Below are 21757 nucleotides of genomic sequence, written 5' to 3' on the forward strand. Positions count from 1 at the left end.
TTTTAGTATTAACGTAATAGGGTAGTTTTTTTAAGGAGGAAAATCATGTTAGAGAAAACTTTATACAATCAATTATTTTCACGTTCTTTCTCGCTCCCTGTCGAAGTAAATTATTGGGACGGTACAACGAAACAATACGGAGATACGGACACTCCTCCCCAAATCAAAATCAATATCCATGAAGAAATCCCAATGAAAGAGATTACAAGTAACGCTTCTTTGGCACTAGGAGAAGCCTATATGGATCATCGAATCGAGATCGAGGGAAGTATCCAAGCATTAATCAACGATGCTTATCAGCAAGCAAACAGCTTTTTACGAGGAAAAGATTATCTAAAATGGCTGCCAAAGAAAGAAAAACATACGAAACAAAAAAACAAAGAAGATATCCATGCGCATTATGACTTAGGTAACGACTTTTATAAACTTTGGCTAGATCCAACTTTGACTTATTCTTGTGCTTATTTCAACACACCTGAAGATACGTTGGAACAAGCACAAATCAATAAAGTCCATCATATCTTAGACAAACTCTTTATCAAAGAAGGCGAAACGTTGCTTGATATCGGTTGTGGCTGGGGAACATTGATGTTCACTGCTGCCAAAGAGTATAATGTCAAGGCAACTGGGATCACACTAAGTGAAGAACAATACGATTTGATTACCAAAAGAATAAAAGAAGAACATTTAGAAGATAAATGCCGTGTATTATTAATGGATTACCGCGAACTAAAAGGCGAAACGTTTGATCATATCACAAGTGTAGGTATGTTCGAACATGTAGGTTCTGAAAATCTTGAAGGTTATTTCAAAGTGGTAAAAGATTTATTGAAACCAAAAGGAACAGCTTTGATCCATGGAATCAGCCGACAACAAGGCGGTGCGACAAATGCTTGGATCAATAAATATATTTTCCCTGGCGGTTATGTCCCTGGTGTTACTGAATTAGTTGATAATATTACAAAAAACGATTTGCAACTGATTGATTTGGAAAGCTTACGTCGTGACTACCAATTGACATTAGAACATTGGACAAAGAATTTTCATCAAGTCCAAGATCAAGTCACGAAAGAAATGGGTGATTCCTTCTATCGAATGTGGGATCTATATTTACAAGCTTGTGCAGCTTCATTTGAATCAAGTAATATCGATGTGATTCAATATTTGCTTGTTCAACCTGGAAACAATGACATCCCAATGCATCGTGCATAATTGAGGCAAAAGTACTGTTTAAAGACTATTTAAAAAGAAGCTAAGTTTTATGATGCTCCAGAAGTGAACTTTTTTGTCTAACTTCTAGGATTGTCTCTAAAGCTTAGTTTCTTTTTCTTTATATTTTCATAATAAAAATTTGGTTCTTTAATTTTTAAACATGACAGAAAATTTTTTCTTCGTTATACTTGTAATAGAATACTATTTTATAACAAAGGGGATCGAATCAATGAAAAAAACTGTTATTTATACTAGTTTATTTGCAGCTTTGTTTTTAGCTGCTTGTCAATCAAATACCAATCAAGGCACATCTGGGAATACGTCTTCCAGTAGCGAACAGCGCTCTTCACAGGTATCGGACTCCTCAACAAAAGCAAGCACATCTTCGTCTAGCCAGACAAAAAGTTCTAGTGAAGCAAGTACTCAGTCAGATATCAAAGTGTCTGCAGCTCGTGCGATCGAATTGTTCCAAGATAAATACCCAGATACTGCAATTACTAGTTTGGAATTAGATAGTGATTGGGGATCTTACTTCTACAAGATAGAAGGTGTCGATGATCAAAAAGAATACGAAGCAAGAATTGATGCTCAAAATGAAAAAATGGAGACAGAGAATCCAGAAACTCTAGATCGAGATGAACAAAATGGTCAAAAGAAAAAAGAAGATGGTCTGGATGTTGATAAATTGATCACGATTGAGGAAGCAGCAAAAATCGCCGTCGACAAAGTAGGAAGCGGTACGGCAACAGATTGGGATTTGGATAAAGATTTAGGTACTACTTATTGGGAAGTCAAAGTAAAAGACGGCAATCAAAGTACATCAGTCAAGATCAATAGCCAAACAGGCGAAGTACTGTCAACTGAACAAGATGATTAAGAATTTCTTCGGAAAACAAGAGTTGATTTTTCTTTTAGTCATGATACACTAGATAAAATAACTTGTTTGAAGGAGCGATTTACTTGAGTTTAGAAACGACCTTTGCCAATCATATCTTTGCCAATCCTTTGATGAATGCATCTGGTGTCCACTGCATGACTACCCAGGAATTAGATGAACTGGCTCATTCAGAAGCAGGAGCATTTATCACTAAGAGCTGTACGATCAATGAACGAAAAGGAAATCCCGAACCACGCTATTTTGATGTTCCTTTAGGGAGTATCAATTCTATGGGACTTCCAAACCTAGGTTTTTCTTATTATCTAGAGTATGCTCTTGCGTATGAAAAAGTGCAGGAAAACCAAAATCAACCGTTATTTTTTTCCATTGCCGGGATGAGTGTCCAGGAAAACTTGGAAATGCTTGAGAAAATAGAAAAAAGTGGGTTTAATGGGATCACTGAATTAAATTTATCTTGTCCCAATGTGCCTGGAAAACCACAACTAGCTTACGATTTTGAGGCCACTTATGAAACACTGAAAGAAGTATTCAGTATCTTTTCTAAGCCTCTAGGAATCAAATTGCCTCCTTATTTTGATTTTGCTCATTTTGATCAGATGGCTGATATCTTGAATCAGTTTCCATTGACCTATGTCAATGCTATCAACAGTGTGGGCAATGGTTTGTATATCGATACAGAACAAGAAGCAGTAGTCATCAAACCAAAAGAAGGGTTCGGCGGCATTGGCGGAGAGTATATCAAGCCGACTGCTTTGGCAAATGTTCGCGCTTTTTATACACGTTTGAAACCAGAAATCCAAATCATTGGTACAGGTGGGATTCGGACAGGACAAGATGCATTTGAACATCTGCTATGTGGCGCAAGCATGTTACAGATTGGTACCGAGCTTCATAAAGAAGGGCCGGAAATTTTTTCTAGAATCATAAAAGAATTAACGCAGATTATGTCAGAAAAAGGATATACGTCAATTGACGAATTTAAAGGCAAATTACGCACCATTTCATAGCAAAGAGACGAAGGTCATGATTGATCTTCGTCTTTTTTTATAAAAAACACTCGTCTGTTCATTCCTGTGCAAGCGTACTCATTGTATGTTAGACGAACTTGTGGGAAAATAACAGAGGCAAAAAGGAGGATAATATGAATGATGCAACAGAATTAGCAAAAGAGCTTAAAGAAAAAGAATTTAGTTTTCAAGAACTAGTTACGGATATACAGAAAAAAATAAAGAAGCAAAATCATGAATTGAATGCGTTTGTCGCGCTTGAACCATTCGAGAGTAATTCCCACGAGCTATTGATTCCCCAGTCAGAAAAAGGGCCATTGGCTGGTATCCCATTTCCTTTAAAAATGCTCGGTCAAGAAAAAAAGGGATGGCTAGCTACTTCAGGATCTCGTTTATTTGAAACACACCGAGCTTCTCATACATCTAATTATGTGCGGCAAGCAGAAGCGATAGGTCTAGTTCCTTTTGGACAAACCAATGCGCCAGAGTTTGGTTTCAAAAATATTACAGACCCAGTCATCTATGGCCCAGCAAGAAACCCTTGGAACCTTGAATGTACACCGGGCGGATCAAGTGGAGGAGCTGCTGCTGCAGTTTCATCAGGAATCGTTCCTTTAGCTGGTGCTAGTGATGGCGGTGGTTCTATTAGAATACCCGCTTCGTTTTGCGGATTGATTGGGCTGAAACCTTCACGAGGGACGATGCCAGTTGGTCCATATGCTTGGAGAGGATGGCAAGGAGCTGCTATTGATTTCGGCTTGACAGTTTCTATGAGAGACACGGAGGCTTTATTTTATGGGATGAGAAGTATCCATTCCGGTGCGCCATATCAAGTATCACCAGTTGAGTGGCAAACACATCCAAGAAAAAAACGGTTGAAGATAGCTTTTTGTGTTGATTCACCGATCCATTCACAGATTAGTGAAGAGGCAGTACTTGCTGTAAAAAAAGCTGTAGATTTCCTTGAAAAAGAAGGGCATGATTTGACAGAGATTCCTTACCCACTAGATGGTCGTAAACTGATCACGTCTTATTATCAGATGAATGGCGCAGAAACAGCAGCAATGATCCGCTCGATTGAAACAGGCATCCAGCGAGCTGTCAGAAAAGAAGAACTTGAACCCATTTCTTGGACTTTGTTCCAATATGGTCAGAAGCTCTCTGCCGCTACTTACATCGATTCTCTGCATGTATGGGATGAAGCAGCAATTGTCATGGAAAACCTACATCAAGAATACGATCTATTCCTTTCACCAACGACTGCATTTACCGCCCCTAAAATCAGCGAAGATTTGCAAAGTGATGCGATAAGAGCACAGATGGAACACATCAGTGATTGTTCTGAAGTAGAAGCTTTAGACGTTGTTTCTTCCATGTTTGAGGAGAGCTTGAAGATCACACCTTATACACAGTTGGCTAATCTGACTGGACAACCAGCAATCAGCTTGCCTACTCATTTGACAAAAGAAAACATGCCTCTAGGAATCCAATTTATGGCTGCCAGAGGAAGAGAAGATTTGCTATTTCAAATCGGCTATCTATTTGAAGCAAATCATCAGTTCCATTTACCAAATCCATGGAAATAGCAGAAACAAGGAGAAGAAGAATGAAGAAAAAAAGATTGTTTGCTCTAATAACTAGTGCCTTTTTTATTTTAAGCGCTTGCGGTACAGCTGCCGCTAATCAGGAAGATAACAGCTGGAGTAATGTAGAAAAAAAGAAAGAATTAGTAGTAGCGACTTCTGGCACACTGTTTCCCGCATCTTATTATAATGATCAAAATGAATTAGTTGGTTATGACGTAGATTTGGCAAAAGAGGTGGCTAAACGGTTAAATGTCAAAATCTCCTTTAAAGAATACAACGTGGATGGACAAATCACTTCTGTTTCAAAAGGAGAATCAGATTTTGCTGCGAACGATTTTGGTATCACAAAAGAAAGAGAAAAAAAATTCTCCCTTTCAGAGCCTTTCAAATATTCATTTGACAGTATGATCGTACGAAAAAAAGATGATTCAGGAATCCACTCACTTGAAGATCTTAAAGGGAAAAAAGCAGCTGGCGAACCCAATACTAGCTATATGCGTTTAGCGGAAAAACACGGAGCTAAATTAGTCACATATGACAATGCCACGAATGATCAGTATTTAAGCGATGTAGCAAATGGTCGAACAGATGTTATTCTAAATGATTATTATCTGCAGAAAATGGCTGTATCTGCTTTACCAGATATCCCTGTAAAAATACTGGAGAACGTTTATTTCAATGAAAACGAAAGTGGTTTTTTATTGAAAGAAGGAAATGATGCTCTGAAAAAGAAAATCGATGGCGTATTAAAAGAGATGAAAGAAGATGGGACGACAAAGAAAATATCTGAAAAATATTTTCAAACTGATGTTTCAGTCAAACCGAAAGAAACGATGGCTGAGTCGGTGAGTGAGTGATGTACTTTCCTCTAATTGATTTTTCCCTCATGTGGACTTCGCTTCCTTTCGTACTGCAAGGCTTGGTATACACATTAGGGATTGGCTTCGTGTCGTTTCTTTTAGGAAATTTGGTAGGGTTGCTTTTGACAGTTTTAGGTCTTTTGGATTGGCTGCCTCTGAATGTATTTATTCGTTTTTATTTATCGTTCTTTAGAGGCATTCCCGCACTAGTCCTGCTGTTTCTGTTATATTTCGGGTTACCTTATCAATTAAGTGCCTTAACGGCTTCAGTCATCTGCTTTACGATTACCAGCAGTGCATTTATTGGTGAAATCTATCGAGGATCACTAGCAGGCGTTTCTTCAGGTCAGTGGGACGCTGGTTTAGCTTCTGGTTTTTCTTTCTTTGGGGTATTGAAATATATCGTTTTGCCGCAAGCTTTTCGAATCTCGGTACCGGCACTCAGTAACGTAGCTATGGATCTAGTGAAAGGTACTTCGTTAGCAGCAACAATCACAGTGCCAGAAATATTTCAAAAAGCAAAGATCATAGGCGGTCGGACATTCGATTATTTTTCTCTCTATATTTTAGTTGCACTGATTTATTGGGTCATTTGTATCGGGATCGAAAAAGTGCAACAGTATTTAGAAAAACGTTCTATCCATCAGTCAATCTGAAAAATAGAAATGGTGCTAGCGTGGCTGGCACCATTTCTATTTTTTGTTTCTTGTATATTCTGCCTAGTATTTTAAAACCATTTCATGTAAAATGTAAATCGAAAATATGTTCGGAGGTAGAAAACATGAAGACCCCGCTAACCATCGAAATAGAATCCTCGTTATACCAATATTGCATCGAGCAAGGCGGCTTGGTTGTAGAAGAAGTCACGATGCCTGATGACCAAGGAATTGTAGATACGCTTAGCTGCTTGACAAAATTTGATGGAAGCCGAGAATGGCGATGCTATGAGCTGAAAGTGACAAAAGCAGATTTTCGCTCTACAGCCAAACTGTCATTTGTTGGACATTATAATTATTTTGTTTTACCAAGTAAACTATATGAAGAAGTAAAAACTGAAATCCCTACAGGAATAGGTGTTTTAGTGTATCGTCCGTACACGGTTGAAGAGGAGATGCCTGCCTCTGGTACATTTCTGATTGCGAAAAAAGCAGCAAAGAAAGAGCTTGCTGTACCGGAAGAAGCTTTGACAAACCGCTTCATGGCTTCTTTATTCAGGGAAGTAAGAAAAGCAAAGCAAATGGAGCGAGGCGTAAAATATTTTCCAACAGATCAATTGTACAAAGAATTGAAAAGACGTTCAGAAAATCAAGATCCATTTTCTAACGAACGATATTATGAACGGTTTTTAGAGGAAATAGCTAGTCAGGCAATCAATGAGTTGCAAGAAGAAGTTATCGCGCTTCAGCATGATTATGAATATTTGAGGCAACAACAGCAGATCCGTCGGTTGCCTACAGAGCCATTGGAGTGAAAAATATGTACTATCCTTATTTAAGAGGAAAACAATTTGATCTATTAGCATTAAAAGAAGCACTGTCGCGAGGATTGCTCTCCAATAAAATCCAACCAGTGATCGAACCAGTACGTGATTCCGCTACGCTTAAAAATGTGATCGAATTATTTCAAAAAAAGCACCATCCAATCGCTGTGATCCAAAATCCCCAAGTAGGACAATTCAAATTATTCGATCAGCATGTGCACAGTTGGACAGTCAAAGAAAATAGCTCTGTCGTCCCTGCACAGATCTTAACGCCAGAAAATCTCAGTGAAGTACTGGATTCACCTCCAGCGTTTCTTGTTTTCGATGGACAGCACTACCCAAAAGATACAGAGGTGTGGAAACAGCTGGCAGGAGTTGATTCGAAATTTTTGATACCAGATACTAGTCGCTTTCGCATCTGGCTGCCCGAAAACAAAATTGTGATCCGTGACTCTTTTCAAACGAGAAAGCATGTTGAAAGTTATGCAGATAAAACAGATGACTTTTTTAGTGATGACTATCTTTTTTTCCACGCAGACGGATATATTGGATTTTCTGATTTCACGATCGAAGGTAGCCGTTATTTCGATAAAGGGTTCCCTAGCCGAGCGCTTGCTATCCATCTAACGTATATTGATGCTTACGGCAATATACGCGTGAAACATTTTGTCTCTGACAGTAACGACTCTGCTAAAGACCAAGCATTGAAGTTTCTTGAAGCAGGAGATAAAATGAAAAAATGGATCATGCGTCACCATCATCAACTCTTGATTACTTCAGGAATGATTGAATTATTGGCTCTTTACCAGCAACAAAAATTCCCTGGACTGGGAGTGTTGAAAAAGTGGTCACTTATGCATCATTTGGAACTTATTAGTCACCTGCTAGATCATCCAAAAGATTGGCTTAAATATTATTCAAAAGTTCAGGAACTATATGAAGTGATCCAATGATTAGATAATGTAAATGAAAAAGGAATAGAAAAGAGGAAACTGGATGTATATTCGGCAAACAAGGAAAGAAGAAGTAGAAGAAGTGGTAGAAATCATTAATGCCGCAGCGGATTTCATTGCTTCGCAAGGCTCTCCTCAATGGCAAAACGGGCAGAAACCAACAAAAGAAACGATTTTGAACGATATTGAAAGAAAAGAAAGCTATGTATTAATAGTGGAAGATCAAATTGCTGGAACAGCTGCATTAGTCTCAGGCGTGGATCCCGTTTACACAAAAATAGATGGTAGTTGGAAAGAATCAACTGGTCCTTATTTATCGATTCATCGTGTCGCTTTAGCAGAAAGTACTCGAGGAAAAAAACTAGCAAAACCGTTCTTAGAACATTTGTTGACGATTGCAGCCAGCAAAAATATCCAAGATATCCGTATCGATACTTATCCAGCTAATGAACCGATGGAAAAGACCATCTATTCTGCTGGATTCACTTATCAAGGGATGATTGAATTTCCTTTTGAACACGGCGAAAGAAAAGCATATCAAATAATAATCATCTGAGCAAAGATAAAGACATTAACACTACTGAAAAAAACAATCATATGATAGCCAAGAGGTTGTAACAGAAGTGGCCAGCTTCAAAAAACAAGAAAGAATTTCCGAAAATGCTTCTCAAATTTTTGTGGAATTTTAGCGTATTTTACGAAAAAGCTGCTTTCTGAAACTCCCTTCATCGAGAGGTCGTGACATAGCTTTTGTCACGACCTCTCGGCTTATCCTACGAGTATTATTCGATACATTTATATCAATAATCCTTTTTTTATTTTATCTGCAGCTTCTTGGAACGCTCCATCGTTTGACACGACTAAAAGTGAGGGGATAGCTTTCAAACGTTTCAACTGTGCTAAATCTTCTACATAAACCGCCAGTCTGGCTGAAATCTGTTCAGATGAATCTCCACGTTTTTTCAGGCGCGATTGCAATGTTTCTTTAGAGATCGTAATAAAGATAGGACGGACTACCGTCCCGAAATACTCATATAAATGCCAAAAACCATTTGCTGTCAAAACGGCGTAACAATTTCCTACTGTCAGTTTCTTTTTAATTTCTGCTTTACTGGAACCATATTTATGTTGAGCATATTGGTCCCACTCTGCAAATTCATTTCCCTTGATCATCTGATTGAATGTATTGTCAGAAACAAAATAATAATCCTCTTGATCTTTTTCCCCAGGTCTTGCTGATCGATTCGTGTAAGTAATGATCTTTTGTTCCGGCTGAAAAATAGCTTCTGCGAGTGAAGTTTTTCCAGAACCAGAAGGACCGATAAATACATAGCAATAATTCATTGTCATTTCTCCTTTGATGATTGAACAAGTGAAAAAGCTTTGGAAAATATTTCCAAAGCTTTTAAAAGCAACTTTGCTTTTTTGTATATTATACCAGCAAGCCGGTCACAATAGCACTTAAAAAGCTGACTAAAGTCGCTGTTAGCAAAATTTTCAATCCGTGTTTTGCGACAAGATTTCCTTTTTCTTCATTTAATCCCTTCATCGCACCAGAAATGATCCCGATAGAAGAGAAGTTGGCAAATGAAACGAGGAAGACAGATATAATTGCTGTTGTACGCTCAGTAAAATGGAAATTACCATTTGCTAATTCTGTCATAGCAACAAATTCATTTGTAACCAGTTTAGTCGCCATGATACTACCGGCATCCACTGCTTCTTTCCATGGGATTCCGCTGATGAAGGCAAGAGGGGCAAAGATGTAACCTAGGATCTCTTGGAAAGTGATGCCGAATATCCCGTGAAAGATAGCATTGATCATGGCAATCAAAGCAACAAAACCGATAAGCATAGCAGCAACCGTGATCGCCACATGGAAACCATCAAGAATGTATTCTCCCAACATTTGGAAAAATGTCTGTTCTTTGTTTTCTTCAATGATCAGCTCATCTTCTTTTTCTTCTAATACATAGGGATTTACAATTGAAGCCAGAATATAACCGCCAAATAAGTTCAAAACAAGGGCAGTGATCACATATTTAGAATCGATCAGTGCCATATAAGATCCGACGATCGACATAGAAACTGTAGACATAGCCGATACACTCATGGTGAACAAACGTTTCTCAGATAGGAAGGGTAATTCCTTTTTTATGGAAATAAAAACTTCCGATTGTCCTAAAATAGCAGAAGCTACTCCATTATAAGATTCCAATTTGCCCATCCCGTTGATTTTACTTAATCCTAGACCAACAGCTTTCATAAATAATGGAAGAATCTTGATATAGCGTAGAATACCGATAATAGCAGAAATAAATACGATTGGCATCAATACGGAAAGAAAGAAAGGTGCACTTCCTTTATTTGCTACACCGGCAAAAACAAAGTCAACACCTTGCCCAGCAAAAGCAAGAAGGTGATCAAACATTTTTGCCAATACAGAAACAACCGCTGTACCAAAAGTTGTACGTAATAATACGAAACCAAGAACAAGCTGTAAAACGAACATCACAATTAGTGGTTTCAATTTGATTGCTTTTTTATTACTGCTGATCAAAAAAGCAAGCCCTAATGTGACAAATAAACCAATAATACCTAATAAATAACTCAAATAATCACTCCTATTCCAAATTCCGTTTTATTTTACCTGTTTTGCAAATAAAATACTAATCTTTAGTGAAATTTTCATTACTTTTTTAGAGTGAAACGCATTCATTTTCCATTAGAAAATAAAGCGAACAAAATAAAAGGTTCAAAAAGTGTAACGTCTTAGTAAAGTCTATAAAAAACGAAACTATTGATTAAGCTAATAGTTTCGTTTTCAACATTTATAAGTAAACTTTTTCTATTGGTAATATAGATTTTCGGAAGGGTAGACAGGTGCGCAGGTAATATCGATTCCTAGTTTTTTCAATGTTTGTTCATCATTTTTATTGACCATCACAGTAGAGTGGGCTTGGGCTCCCTCAAGTTCAGCTAGTTTATCATAAGCAACTTGAGCGATTGGATTCGTTACTGCACTGATTGATAAAGCGATCAAGACTTCATTGATGCTTAGTGCATCCAAAGAGGAATGAAGTGTCTTTGATTTCAATCCTTGTATTGTTTCAAGAACTAATGGTGACAATAAAGGAATGTCATCTGCGATATGGGCTAAATGTTTTACTGCATTTAAGATAACTGCCGCTGACGCATCCATCAATGAACTTGTACGCCCGGTAATGATGACTTCATCTGGTAATTCGATTGCAATCACAGCAGAAGGATCTTTTGTAGGACTTTGCGCTTGAATCTTATCTGCATAGTCATGGGCAGGGACTACCACGTTTCGGTCTTCAGGACGTAAACCGACTTCTTCCATAATCAATTTGATTCGATTAACTGCTTCTTCGTCGATCAATCCTTTTTTGAAGTCGCATTCTGTTTGGAAATAACGACGGATGATTTCTTGTTTAGAGGCTTCTTGGACAACGGTATCATCCACGATCCCAAATCCTACACGATTCACACCCATGTCAGTAGGAGATTGATAAACAGATTCTTTACCAGTAATTTTTTCAATAATACGTTTGATTACAGGAAATGTCTCAACATCCCGATTATAGTTCACAGCTACTTTATTGTAGGCATCAAAGTGGAAGGAATCGATCATATTGACATCTTTTAGATCGACTGTGGCTGCTTCATAAGCAATGTTCAGCGGATGTTTCAACGGAACATTCCATACTGGGAAAGTTTCGAACTTGGAGTAACCAGCTGCATGTCCTTTTTGGCTTTCATGATACAGTTGGTTCAAGCAAGTAGCGAGCTTTCCACTTCCTGGGCCAGGAGCTGTCACTACAACGATTGGTTTAGTTGTTTCAATATACTCATTTTTTCCAAAACCATCTTCTGAGACGATTTTTTCTACGTTGACTGGATAGTCTTCGATTTCTGAGTGTTTATAGACCTTGATGTTTCGTCTTTCTAGTTTATTGATAAAGACTTTCGTGGCAGGCTGTCCACTGTAGCGAGTGATAACAACACTGTTGATTAATAAGCCATAACCACGTAATTCATCGATTAACCGCAAGATATCCATATCATAAGTAATCCCATAATCACCACGGATCTTATTACGTTCAATATCTCCAGCATAGACGCAAATCAGTATTTCAGCTTGATCTTTCAATTTTTGCAGCAATTTGATTTTCGCATCTTCTTCAAATCCTGGAAGTACACGTTTCGCATGCTTGTCGTCAACTAGCTTCCCACCAAATTCTAAATATAATTTGTCATAGTGGTTCACTCGTTCCAAAATATACGCTGACTGCTCTTCAATATATTTTTCTGAATCAAAACCAATTTTTTTCACTAGGTTCCCTCCTTAAGTACTAAAGCATTTTTTCATTTTTTTGAGAATTCGTCAACTGGAAGAGCGAAATTCCTCAAAAAAACAAAGAAAATGGTTTAAACCAACTTGTCTAGATAGTTATTCATTGGTATGATAGTTTTTGATAAGGAAGGTGCTACATGAAAAAAAGACAGAAAAAGAAAAACGCATATAAACACTATATCCGTTCGATTTTTACCGGTTATGAAAGAATGCTTGAAGATCCCGAATTGGAACAATTGACGTTTACTTATCTAAACGAAGAAACGCAGCTAACTCGTGATGAGCATCAGCGCATTCATTTCACAACAAGAGATCTGCCTAGTAAATAAAAAATAAGATAAAGGTCATTGGATTCGATTCTGTCCTATCAGATGGAAAGACTAGTTGATCGAAAAAAAGGCTGTACCAAATTTTGGTGCAGCCTGTTTTATGGAGCATTGCCCGCTCTTTTTTATAACAATTTTTTACAGAAAATGGTACTATTGAAGTATTAATAAGTGAAAAACAGATGAGTAAGAGGAGGCAAGTAGTATGAAAGAGCCAGATACAAATGCAAATTATGAGCCAGACGAACTAGAGGAGACGAACGCGGATCAGGATACAGGACAAGAATCGTCTTCTTTTTACGATATCAAAGAAAAAGCAAGCATGAATCTTTCCCAATTATTAGAAGACTTACAGGCTTTTGAAAAAGCTGTCCGCGAAGAAGATATCCCTGAGATCTACCGTTTATACAATGGCCGATTGAATGAAGAATTAAAAAGAAGCTCAAATGAAAATCACGAGATCGATCAATTGCTGATGCGTAAGATCCATGATCGTTTTTTACAGGAATTTCCTTTTATGGAACAAGTAGAAAGCATCTCGCCAACGATGAGCTATTACAAAATCGGCACTTATTACCATGATCGGCCCACGGTCGGTATTGATGCAAGTCTGCCAGAAATTTTTGTTTTGCCTAAGATCGATGAAGAGTGGGAGAAATATTCCCAACCGGAGTCAACGGACTATGACAAAAAAATCAATGAGCTAGACGCAAAGGTGATCACTGCTCAGACAGAAATTGAACGTTTAGATGAACAAATAAAAGAAATCAATCGACAAATGACTGATTTGAACGACAATAAAGGATTCTTGAATCGTAAAAAAATCGAGGAAGAAATTCAAGAATTAGAGAAGAAGAAGCAAGTACTATCTAATGAAAAATTAGGCTGGCTTCCTTATATTGAGACGCCTGAAACAATCCAGCAGCAAAAAGAAGCATTGAAGCAAGAAGCAAGAGCGGACCAGCTTCGTGCAGCCATCGTAGAAAAAGAACAAAGGCAAATCAGACGCTATTTCGGTAGCAAAGAGGGATTCGGTCAAGCAATCCATGAATTCTTGATGAATTATCTTGGCAATGAGAATCCTAATAATCAATCTAATGAAGGAGGTTCCGAGTATGAATGAACACGATGAAGCAGAATGGACAAAAAATGAAGAACAAACAGAAGATCATGAAGAAACGAACACTTCATTGGAAGAACAAACAAGTAATCCTCTGGATGACACAGAAGAAATCCCTATGCTAGAGGAAACAAAAATACACGAAAAAGAAAAAGTAACTCCGACGAATACGAATACTGCAGAAAACACCCATGCTTACGAAATAACTGAAAATCCCGGGTATTTAGAAGGAAAAGAGCAAGATCATCAAGATATCGTCAGTTTGATTGAAACAGCGGAAGCAGAATTAGCGGATTTACGTATGAGAAAAGATTTGATCGAATCAGATTTTCCACAATTATTAGAATCATATGATCGTTTTATATTGAATGAAGAACCAATCTCCACGATCGGAAAGACAAGCCTGATCGAATACTTCACGTATGAATTACTGAAACCGTTGAATGATATTGGTCTGGAACGGTCAAATTCAGCTTATGACACATGGAAAACAAGACATTTTTCGATCAATTATACGTTGAATGGACAAAACGAATTAGTCTTTTCCTTTGTATTACCGACCATCGATCAACGATACCAAGTGGAATCGATGAGTCTCCTAAACGTATCACCAGAGACAATGGAAATCAATGTCCAAGATGACCGGGTGCTTTCTTTGATCCGACACTGGTCAGTGGATCGAGTATTCTCTGCAGGGCAGATCACGATATTCAATCACAAATTGAATCAATTATTAGCCCATGCAAGAACACTTGGTTTTACCGTTAATCAGACATTACTAGACAATACGAAGCCACTTCGTTTGAATCTTCAGAGCGAATTTGAATTGACGAATGAAGTATTGGATGATATTTTTATCGTGGCAATGAAAAATCCATCCTACGATATGGAAAAGATCAACGAAACTACTTATCAAGTACGATTAGATAAAGGACAGTCTTTAACGATAACAACAAACGAAAAAGATCAAACAGTCTTGTCGATCTCATCTGGAGACTACCCACGATCTGTCATTGATTTCTTTATCAATTACGAATTCTTGGTCCCGTTAATGGTGAGAAAGTCCTGATTGGATAAGTTGGATTACCAGATGTCATTCAGATAATTCTGTTCCAAAGGACTTGCGGCAGTTATCCAGAATAATTGTCACAAGTCTTTTCTGTATGTACTAAATGGACGTGAATAACTTGCTGATGAAGGAGGGATTTCATTAGGAATGTCCACAAATAAAATAGCACAGCTTAGCTTATTGTCTGCTGCTTGTGTAGCAGGTAGGATCGCTTTTCAATTTATTCCGAATTTCCAGCCAATGACTGCTATTTTTTTATTTATAGTACTTTACTTAAGCTTAAAAGATGCGTTAATTGTCATGAGTCTTTCTATTGCAATCAGCAGTTTTTATTTTGGTGTTGGACCATGGGTCATCGGCCAATGGATCAGCTATACTGTTGTTCTGAGTTTGTTTTCAATCGTCTGCTTGAGAAAAACAGTGCAAAGGAATCTATGGTTAAAGGGAGTCTGTTTTTTTCTGGCGGGCATGGTTTACGGAATAGGTATGACCGTTTTTGATACGCTGTTATATCGTTTGCCTCAACCTTGGATCTATTACCTTCAAGGGGTGTCGTTTGATTTGATGCACAGTATAGGCAATGTTGTGTTCTTTCTTGTTTTTCTGCCAGTCGTCAAACGTTTTTACAATCATTCAGGAGGAAAAAATGAAAAAAATAATTTATAGTTTGCTTGCAATGAGTGTCAGTATACTCATTTTGACAAGTTGCAGTACAACCTATACACAATTGGCTTCCAACCAAAAGGAGGAAGTAAAAACATCGCAAAAAGCAACAATCACGTTACAAGAAAATGGTCAAAACTTTTCGGAAAAAGAAGTGGTCTTCAAAAAAGGCGATGATTTACTGAGTATTTTGAAACGAAATTTTGAAGTCGAAGAAGATAACGGCTTCATCACTTCGCTTGAAGGGCACTCACAGGATGAGAAAAATCAACTCTATTGGATGTTTACTGTGGACGGGAAAAGTGCTACTACTGGTGCCAAAGAGATCAAATTGAATGATGGACAATCGGTCATTTTCAATTTGTCTAAACTATAAGTTTCATAAAAAACTGTTAAAGGGCGAATATTGCCATAATTCAGTGAGTTCAGTTGATGAAAGAAGGAAAATAACATGGAAAATTTTAAAAAAAGCGGAATGTTTTCCGTAATTGCTGCTCTAGGGGCTAATATTCTAGTGGCTATCAGCAAATTTGTCGGCTATGCAATCAGTGGCAGTGCCGCCATGCTAAACGAAAGCATCCACAGTATCGTTGATTGCAGCAATCAGATTTTGCTGTTATTCGGTGATAAACAAGCCAATAAAGGACAGAGCGAGTTGCATCAATTTGGTGAAGGACGAGCAAAATACTTTTTCAGTACAATCGTCGCAATGATGCTTTTCTTCGGCGGTGGGGCACTTGGGGTGATGGAAGCTTTTGAAAAGTTGACGCATCCATCCCATGAAGTGGGTAATCCGATCATTGTTATAGCAATACTGTTATTTGGTTTGGTAATCGAAGGAAGTTCGTTACGCGTGGCAATGAAAGAAATCAAAGAATTGAATACTGAAAAACTTTCCACGATGCGCTTTTTGCGCGAAAGTCGACACAGTGAAATACTGATTATTTTTACGGAAGACTTGTGTGCTGTAATCGGTTTGGTCTTGGCTTTAGCAGGAACAATATTGACTTATGCAACCGGGATTGCTGCATTTGATGCGATCAGCGGATTGCTGATCGGTTTCTTGCTGATGGGAGCCGCCATTTTCCTAGCAAAAGAATTTTATAGTCTGATCATCGGTGAAAGCGTGACAGCAAGCGATTTGTCAAAAATCAAGTTAGCCTTTGAACGACCTGAAATCAGTCGGCTAATTGATATCAAAACAGTTCATTTAAGTCCAACGGAGATTTTAGTTGCAGCAAAAGCAGATATCGTTGGTAACAAAGAGAATGAAGCTTACTCGGTCATCAACGATATTGAAAAAAATATGCGTCAGTCTCTTCCTGACAAGAAGATGTATATATACATTGAAACAGATAAATATGACCCAAATTATTCTCGTAAATAAAACGTTTATTCATGAATTGAAGCAAAAATGAGAAAAATATAATCTTGTTTTTAAATAAAACGGCTACAATTTAGCGAATTTATGTTACAATGAGTCCGCTGTTTATTTGTTGTAATTAAAGGAGATATTTTAATGAACAAAAAGAAAAGTGCGCCATGGCTTCAAGCTTTGCATGCAGTGATGCCACTTTGTATAAGCTATATACCAGTAGGATTAGCTTGCGGAGTATTGTTGCAAAAAGTTGGATTTGATCCTCTCTTATCAGGACTGTTATCGATTCTGGTCTTTTCCGGTGGCGCGCAGTTTTTAGTTGCATCTATGCTTACGACGCAAGCATCATTTGCAACGACATTATTGATGGTTTTCTTTTTAGAATTACGCTATACATTATTAGGAGCAAGTCTTGCCGGTTTTATGAAAAAAGAAAAGCGGACGTTTTTGGCTGTCTTTTCTCAATCACTGAATGATGAAAACTATGCGGTGAACTACTTAAAGTTTTCAACTGACCCTTCCTGGAATAAAAGAAAGGCTTTATATGTCAATTGGTTCTCAATGACTGCATGGGCCGGTAGCAATATGATCGGTAATTTTTTCGGCTCGGTGATTCGAGTAGATGCTGACCTTGTCCATTTTGCTTTGACGGCCATGTTCATTTTCATGTTTATCATGCAGATGAAAAGCGCACTACTGATCTTTACAGGTTTATTCTCAGGCGTATTAGGGGTCGTATTCATGGTATTATTCCAAAATACTTTCGGATTGATTGCAGCAACAGTCATTGCTTCATTTGCCGGATTTATGCTGGAGAAGGCATTCAAAAAAGAAAAAGCTAAGAAACTAAGAGACCGCGGTAAAGATGTCAATGAGCCGCTCTTCAACTTCCCGGAACAGGAGGCCAATCACCATGACTAAACTATATTTGCTACTTTTAGTTGCTTGTCTGTTCATCGTGGCATATATCCCGCGCTTGTTCCCGATGCTTTATTTTACTCATCGAAAAGTGCCATCCTGGTTCAGTGACTGGATGAAATATGTACCGGTGGCATTATTTGCGGCGTTAGCTTTTAAAGATGTTTTCATTACTCACGAACATCTGGATATTGCTTGGAATATTAAAATAGCTGCAATGATTCTAGTAGCAGGCGTGGCTTACAAAACACGTTCGATGGCGTTGTCAGTTTTGACAGGACTTGCGTCTGTCTTTCTGCTGTCTATGCTTTAAACTGTTTTATTTTATTAAAAACAGAGATTGCGACATAAGTTGTTCAAACTGATCTATCCGAACTGCATTTGCAACAGTCAATTCTGGATGCAAGTTTATTCGTAGGGATAAAAAAGATTAGTGTTGGCTTATGATGCAAGCTCTTTTTTATTTTAGGAATTAGAGAGGGATTTGTCCTTCTATGATTTTTTGCTATAATAGGGAATATGTTTATTTTATGAAAGAATAGTTGAGGGAATTTAAATGAATAAAAAATTGATGCAAGGAACATTTTGGCTAACCTTTGCTAATCTTCTATGTAAAGTTTTAGGGGTAGTCTATTTGATTCCCTGGCTAAGTATGATGGGGAACAATCAAGATGGTATGCTTGCTACGACATTGTATAATGTTGGCTATCTTCCTTATGGATTGTTCCTGATGCTTGGTACAGTCGGATTTCCAAATGCGATTGCAAAAAAAGTAGCTGTAGCCACAAAAGAAGGAGATAACGCTGCTTGTCGGCTGATTTTTAGAAGTACGATCAATATCATGTTTGTCATCGGTATCGCCTCTGCTGCACTGATGTATTTATTTGCTCCTTTACTAGCCGGAATCAGTCCGATTGCTAACGTTAATAATGGGATACTAGCTATCCGAAGTTTATGCCCATCTTTGATTGCTATCCCAATTCTTAGTGCAATGAGAGGATATTTCCAAGGAAAAAATGATCTGCGCCCTTATGGAACTTCTTTGATTATCGAACAGGCTGTGCGAGTGATCGTTATCTTGGCTGGTACTTATTACTTGCGCGTATTGACTGACGGAACCATATTAGAAGCTGTATTGATCAGTACAGTCGCTTCTTTCTTCGGTGGGTTAGCTGCGATTATCCATATGTATATCGTCGGACGCAGAAAAGACTTCTTCGAACTTAAAGATTTTTTGATTTCCAGCCGTTATTTCGAAAGAGAAAACCGATCTGCCTCTGTCTCTATCATTCGGGAAACACTACCGTTTATTTTTGTCGGCTCAGTCATTACTATCGTTCAAATGATCGACCAAGTAACGATGAAACCACTGCTTCACTTTTTCCGTCCAGAGATCGCAGATCAGCAACTGGAATTCTTATTCAGCCGTGCTTCTGTCAATCCAAATAAATTGACATTGATCCTGATCTCCATGGTAGGAACAGTAGCTATAAGCAGCTTGCCAATATTAAGCACGATGAAGAAAAAAGATCGGATACAAATCGAAAAAACAGTAGGAGATAGTTTTTCGATTGCGTTATTGATTCTTCTTCCTTCATTGACTGGAATGTCTTTATTAGCTGGACCACTATACACATTGTTTTTTGGCTATGATCCTGAAAGTGTCGGATATTTCCAAATGGCTTTGCTAGCTTCTTTGTTTTTCTCTTTATTCACGATCCTATCTACGATGCTTCAATCTTTGAATCACCATCGTTTTGCGATCCGATTAACTGTAGAAGCAATTATCCTGAAAGTCATCTTCCAAGTAATCGGATTAGGATTAGTTGGCGGATACGGGATGAGCTTATCAAATGGCTTAGCATTCGGTATTGTCTTTGTTCGCGGCTATCACTTTATGTGCAAAGAATACCGAATAGCACCTTTAGCAAAGATCAGCAATTTTTTCTTAAAAACTTTCCGCTCCACCCTGATTATGCTTGCAGTATGTTTTGCCGTTTTCTTTTTGCTGAATCAGCGATTGTCAATGGAATCAAAAAGCTATGCAATGATTTATTGTGTGGCTGTAGGAAGTATTGGCGGCTTAGTATTTTTATTTTCTCAATTCGGAAAAAATGGGTTTCGAATGTTGAAAAATGTTAAACATCATAGCAGAAGCAAAGAATAGGTTAACTAATCGTTTTTTGCTGTCACTTGAAAAACGGCAACTCGTATGATTACGCTTGTCGTTTTTCTATTTTCCAATTTTAGTTTCATATCTAATCTTACTTATGATATAGTTATAAGGTCTGGAAAAATTCTTTGAAACGAGGAAATTAAACACATGAAACTTGCAGTAGTTACAGATAGTTCGGCATATCTGCCGGAACGTATCAAGAACCATCCCGACTTATTCGTTATTCCAATCCCTTTGATTATGGATGGGAAAATTTATAACGAAGGAATCGATATCGAAGCGGATGAATATTATGGACTTTTAAAAAACAGTAAAGATTTTCCTACTACTTCACAACCTGTCGTAGGGGAAGTTTTGGGTTTATATGAGGAATTGAAAGAGAAAGGGTATGACACGATTTTAAGTATCCATCTTTCTTCAGGGATTTCTGGCTTTGTCAACACATTATTTGCGATGAAAGATGACATCAGCGGAGTAACGGTCATTCCTTATGACTCTAAGATCACTAGTATGCCGATGGGACACATGGTAGAAGCTGCCTTAGACTTAAATGATGAAGGTCAGTCCCTTGATGAAATACTTGCACATATCGATCGAATCCGAGATAATACCTACGCTTATCTGATTGTAGATGATTTGAACAATTTAGTACGAGGAGGACGTTTGACAAATGGTGCAGCGCTGATTGGCAGCTTATTAAAAATCAAACCGATCCTGACATTTTCTGAAGGGAAAATTGTTTTATTCGAAAAAATCCGTTCAAGTAAAAAAGCATTTGCTCGAGCTGAAGAAATTATTGGTAGAAGAAATAACGAAATACAACCGCCAGTCAAACTTTACGTGATACATGCAAATAATTTAGAAGTAGCGATTGCGGAGAAAGAGAAATTGCAGAAAAAATATCCAAATGCAGAAATCGAAATTGGTCATTTCGGACCAGTCATTGGTACACATTTAGGTGAAAAAGCCATCGGCATTGCCATTTCAGCGCAATAATTCCTTTTATTCAAAAAACATACCAAAAATATTCCAACATCATCTTGGACTTTCTACATGTTACTAATGAGCGTGTAAAAGAACGAGATGGTGTTTTTATTTCTATCAATGAAGCTCTTTTTCTTTGCAATCCTCACTTCAATCCTCTATAATGTCGCATATAGTTTAGTAAATGAGTAAACTACTAATTTACTTATTTACTAAAAATAAAAGGATGAGGAGTTAAAATAATGGAAATACCAACAAATTTAAAACATAAACCAGTAATCGTTGTAGAAGACTATGATAAAGTTGATGGAAGAAATGCATTAAATACGGATGCAAAAGGGCTTTCACTGGGCCTTGCTCAGTGGAATGATCGTGGAAAAGTCGATATCTCAGGCAAGGTATGGCGACATACTGGAGAAAAATGGTCACGACAGTCGGAAGAATTACCAATCACACGTATTTTAGATTTAGCGATCTTAGCTGCGCAAGGAAGTTTATACTTCCAAGATGCTTATCGTTATGAAAAATTTTATGATCCAGAAAATCCAGTCGTAGACATCATTGGATTACAAGGGAACCGAATGACGGTAGAAGTAGATACCAAAAATCCAAAGATCGATGAAGACATCATTTTGTATTACGATACACTACAAAAAGACGGAGAACTGATTGGGGAACGATTCCGTATTTTAAAACGTCTTTTAGATGAGCTAGGATATTAATAGACAGAGATGATCAAAAGGGGAAGA

Annotated in this window: 23 protein-coding genes; 20 read left to right on the forward strand and 3 right to left on the reverse strand. The window is 37.7% G+C overall.

The genetic code is table 11. The features are described from left to right. Window positions 1-45: 45 nt before the first annotated feature. From IGL70_RS06310 to IGL70_RS06350, 9 genes are all read left to right on the forward strand, one after another. A complete protein-coding gene (locus IGL70_RS06310; protein ID WP_002324076.1) occupies window positions 46-1212 on the forward strand; it encodes an SAM-dependent methyltransferase in 1167 nt (388 codons plus the stop codon). Between the two features lie 229 nt (window positions 1213-1441). Then, window positions 1442-2089 (forward strand): PepSY domain-containing protein, encoded by a 648-nt coding sequence (locus IGL70_RS06315; RefSeq protein ID WP_002295919.1) that lies wholly within the window; start codon window positions 1442-1444, stop codon window positions 2087-2089. Window positions 2090-2172: 83 nt separating this feature from the next. Then, on the forward strand, window positions 2173-3117 hold the full coding sequence (locus tag IGL70_RS06320; RefSeq protein ID WP_002295918.1) for a dihydroorotate oxidase: 945 nt from the start codon (window positions 2173-2175) through the stop codon (window positions 3115-3117). 134 nt (window positions 3118-3251) lie between these two features. Next, the gene (locus IGL70_RS06325; RefSeq protein ID WP_047929393.1) at window positions 3252-4703 is read left to right on the forward strand and encodes an amidase; all 1452 of its coding nucleotides are present in this window, start codon (window positions 3252-3254) and stop codon (window positions 4701-4703) included. A gap of 20 nt (window positions 4704-4723) precedes the next feature. Further along, window positions 4724-5560 (forward strand): transporter substrate-binding domain-containing protein, encoded by an 837-nt coding sequence (locus tag IGL70_RS06330; protein ID WP_002298445.1) that lies wholly within the window; start codon window positions 4724-4726, stop codon window positions 5558-5560. Further along, the gene (locus IGL70_RS06335) at window positions 5560-6219 is read left to right on the forward strand and encodes an amino acid ABC transporter permease (RefSeq protein ID WP_002321153.1); all 660 of its coding nucleotides are present in this window, start codon (window positions 5560-5562) and stop codon (window positions 6217-6219) included. Before IGL70_RS06330 ends, IGL70_RS06335 begins: the two co-directional genes overlap by 1 nt. A gap of 125 nt (window positions 6220-6344) precedes the next feature. After that, on the forward strand, window positions 6345-7034 hold the full coding sequence (locus IGL70_RS06340; protein WP_002298443.1) for a hypothetical protein: 690 nt from the start codon (window positions 6345-6347) through the stop codon (window positions 7032-7034). 5 nt (window positions 7035-7039) lie between these two features. Continuing rightward, window positions 7040-7996: a sce7725 family protein gene (locus IGL70_RS06345; protein ID WP_002295913.1), complete on the forward strand. Its 957-nt coding sequence runs from the start codon at window positions 7040-7042 to the stop codon at window positions 7994-7996. Between the two features lie 43 nt (window positions 7997-8039). After that, a complete protein-coding gene (locus tag IGL70_RS06350; protein WP_104873681.1) occupies window positions 8040-8552 on the forward strand; it encodes a GNAT family N-acetyltransferase in 513 nt (170 codons plus the stop codon). 239 nt (window positions 8553-8791) lie between these two features. Here IGL70_RS06350 and IGL70_RS06355 read toward each other — a convergent pair whose 3' ends face one another. The 3 genes from IGL70_RS06355 to IGL70_RS06365 all read right to left on the reverse strand — a co-directional run bounded on the left by IGL70_RS06355 (window position 8792) and on the right by IGL70_RS06365 (window position 12353). After that, the gene (locus IGL70_RS06355) at window positions 8792-9340 is read right to left on the reverse strand and encodes a guanylate kinase (protein WP_104873682.1); all 549 of its coding nucleotides are present in this window, start codon (window positions 9338-9340) and stop codon (window positions 8792-8794) included. Window positions 9341-9428: 88 nt separating this feature from the next. Next, window positions 9429-10610: a NupC/NupG family nucleoside CNT transporter gene (locus IGL70_RS06360; protein ID WP_002295909.1), complete on the reverse strand. Its 1182-nt coding sequence runs from the start codon at window positions 10608-10610 to the stop codon at window positions 9429-9431. Window positions 10611-10844: 234 nt separating this feature from the next. Beyond that, window positions 10845-12353, reverse strand: coding sequence for a DUF1846 domain-containing protein (locus tag IGL70_RS06365; RefSeq protein ID WP_002295908.1), 1509 nt, complete (start codon window positions 12351-12353; stop codon window positions 10845-10847). A gap of 158 nt (window positions 12354-12511) precedes the next feature. Here IGL70_RS06365 and IGL70_RS06370 point away from each other — a divergent pair, with 158 nt between their 5' ends. From IGL70_RS06370 to IGL70_RS06420, 11 genes are all read left to right on the forward strand, one after another. After that, window positions 12512-12703 carry a hypothetical protein gene (locus tag IGL70_RS06370; RefSeq protein WP_002295907.1) on the forward strand — a complete coding sequence of 64 codons (192 nt, stop codon included), beginning with the start codon at window positions 12512-12514 and terminating at the stop codon, window positions 12701-12703. 202 nt (window positions 12704-12905) lie between these two features. Further along, a complete protein-coding gene (locus IGL70_RS06375) occupies window positions 12906-13823 on the forward strand; it encodes a coiled-coil domain-containing protein (protein WP_002298438.1) in 918 nt (305 codons plus the stop codon). Next, window positions 13816-14889 (forward strand): hypothetical protein, encoded by a 1074-nt coding sequence (locus IGL70_RS06380; RefSeq protein WP_002295905.1) that lies wholly within the window; start codon window positions 13816-13818, stop codon window positions 14887-14889. The genes IGL70_RS06375 and IGL70_RS06380 overlap by 8 nt, the downstream gene beginning before the upstream one ends. Before the next feature lie 147 nt (window positions 14890-15036). After that, window positions 15037-15555 (forward strand): membrane protein, encoded by a 519-nt coding sequence (locus tag IGL70_RS06385; RefSeq protein WP_002295904.1) that lies wholly within the window; start codon window positions 15037-15039, stop codon window positions 15553-15555. Further along, window positions 15536-15928: a DUF4430 domain-containing protein gene (locus tag IGL70_RS06390; protein WP_002302017.1), complete on the forward strand. Its 393-nt coding sequence runs from the start codon at window positions 15536-15538 to the stop codon at window positions 15926-15928. Before IGL70_RS06385 ends, IGL70_RS06390 begins: the two co-directional genes overlap by 20 nt. Before the next feature lie 75 nt (window positions 15929-16003). Next, on the forward strand, window positions 16004-16939 hold the full coding sequence (locus IGL70_RS06395; RefSeq protein WP_002295900.1) for a cation diffusion facilitator family transporter: 936 nt from the start codon (window positions 16004-16006) through the stop codon (window positions 16937-16939). Window positions 16940-17071: 132 nt separating this feature from the next. After that, entirely contained in the window at window positions 17072-17851 is a 780-nt protein-coding gene (locus IGL70_RS06400) for an AzlC family ABC transporter permease (protein WP_002295898.1), read from the forward strand. Further along, window positions 17844-18161: an AzlD domain-containing protein gene (locus tag IGL70_RS06405; RefSeq protein WP_002295896.1), complete on the forward strand. Its 318-nt coding sequence runs from the start codon at window positions 17844-17846 to the stop codon at window positions 18159-18161. The genes IGL70_RS06400 and IGL70_RS06405 overlap by 8 nt, the downstream gene beginning before the upstream one ends. Window positions 18162-18404: 243 nt before the next feature. Then, window positions 18405-20015: a polysaccharide biosynthesis protein gene (locus IGL70_RS06410; protein WP_002286080.1), complete on the forward strand. Its 1611-nt coding sequence runs from the start codon at window positions 18405-18407 to the stop codon at window positions 20013-20015. Window positions 20016-20171: 156 nt separating this feature from the next. Beyond that, entirely contained in the window at window positions 20172-21020 is an 849-nt protein-coding gene (locus tag IGL70_RS06415; protein ID WP_002286075.1) for a DegV family protein, read from the forward strand. Window positions 21021-21250: 230 nt separating this feature from the next. Then, entirely contained in the window at window positions 21251-21730 is a 480-nt protein-coding gene (locus IGL70_RS06420) for a DUF6530 family protein (protein ID WP_002286073.1), read from the forward strand. The last annotated feature ends 27 nt before the right edge of the window (window positions 21731-21757 follow it).

Source organism: Enterococcus sp. DIV0901a (assembly GCF_051711525.1).
GTDB lineage: Bacteria > Bacillota > Bacilli > Lactobacillales > Enterococcaceae > Enterococcus_B > Enterococcus_B faecium.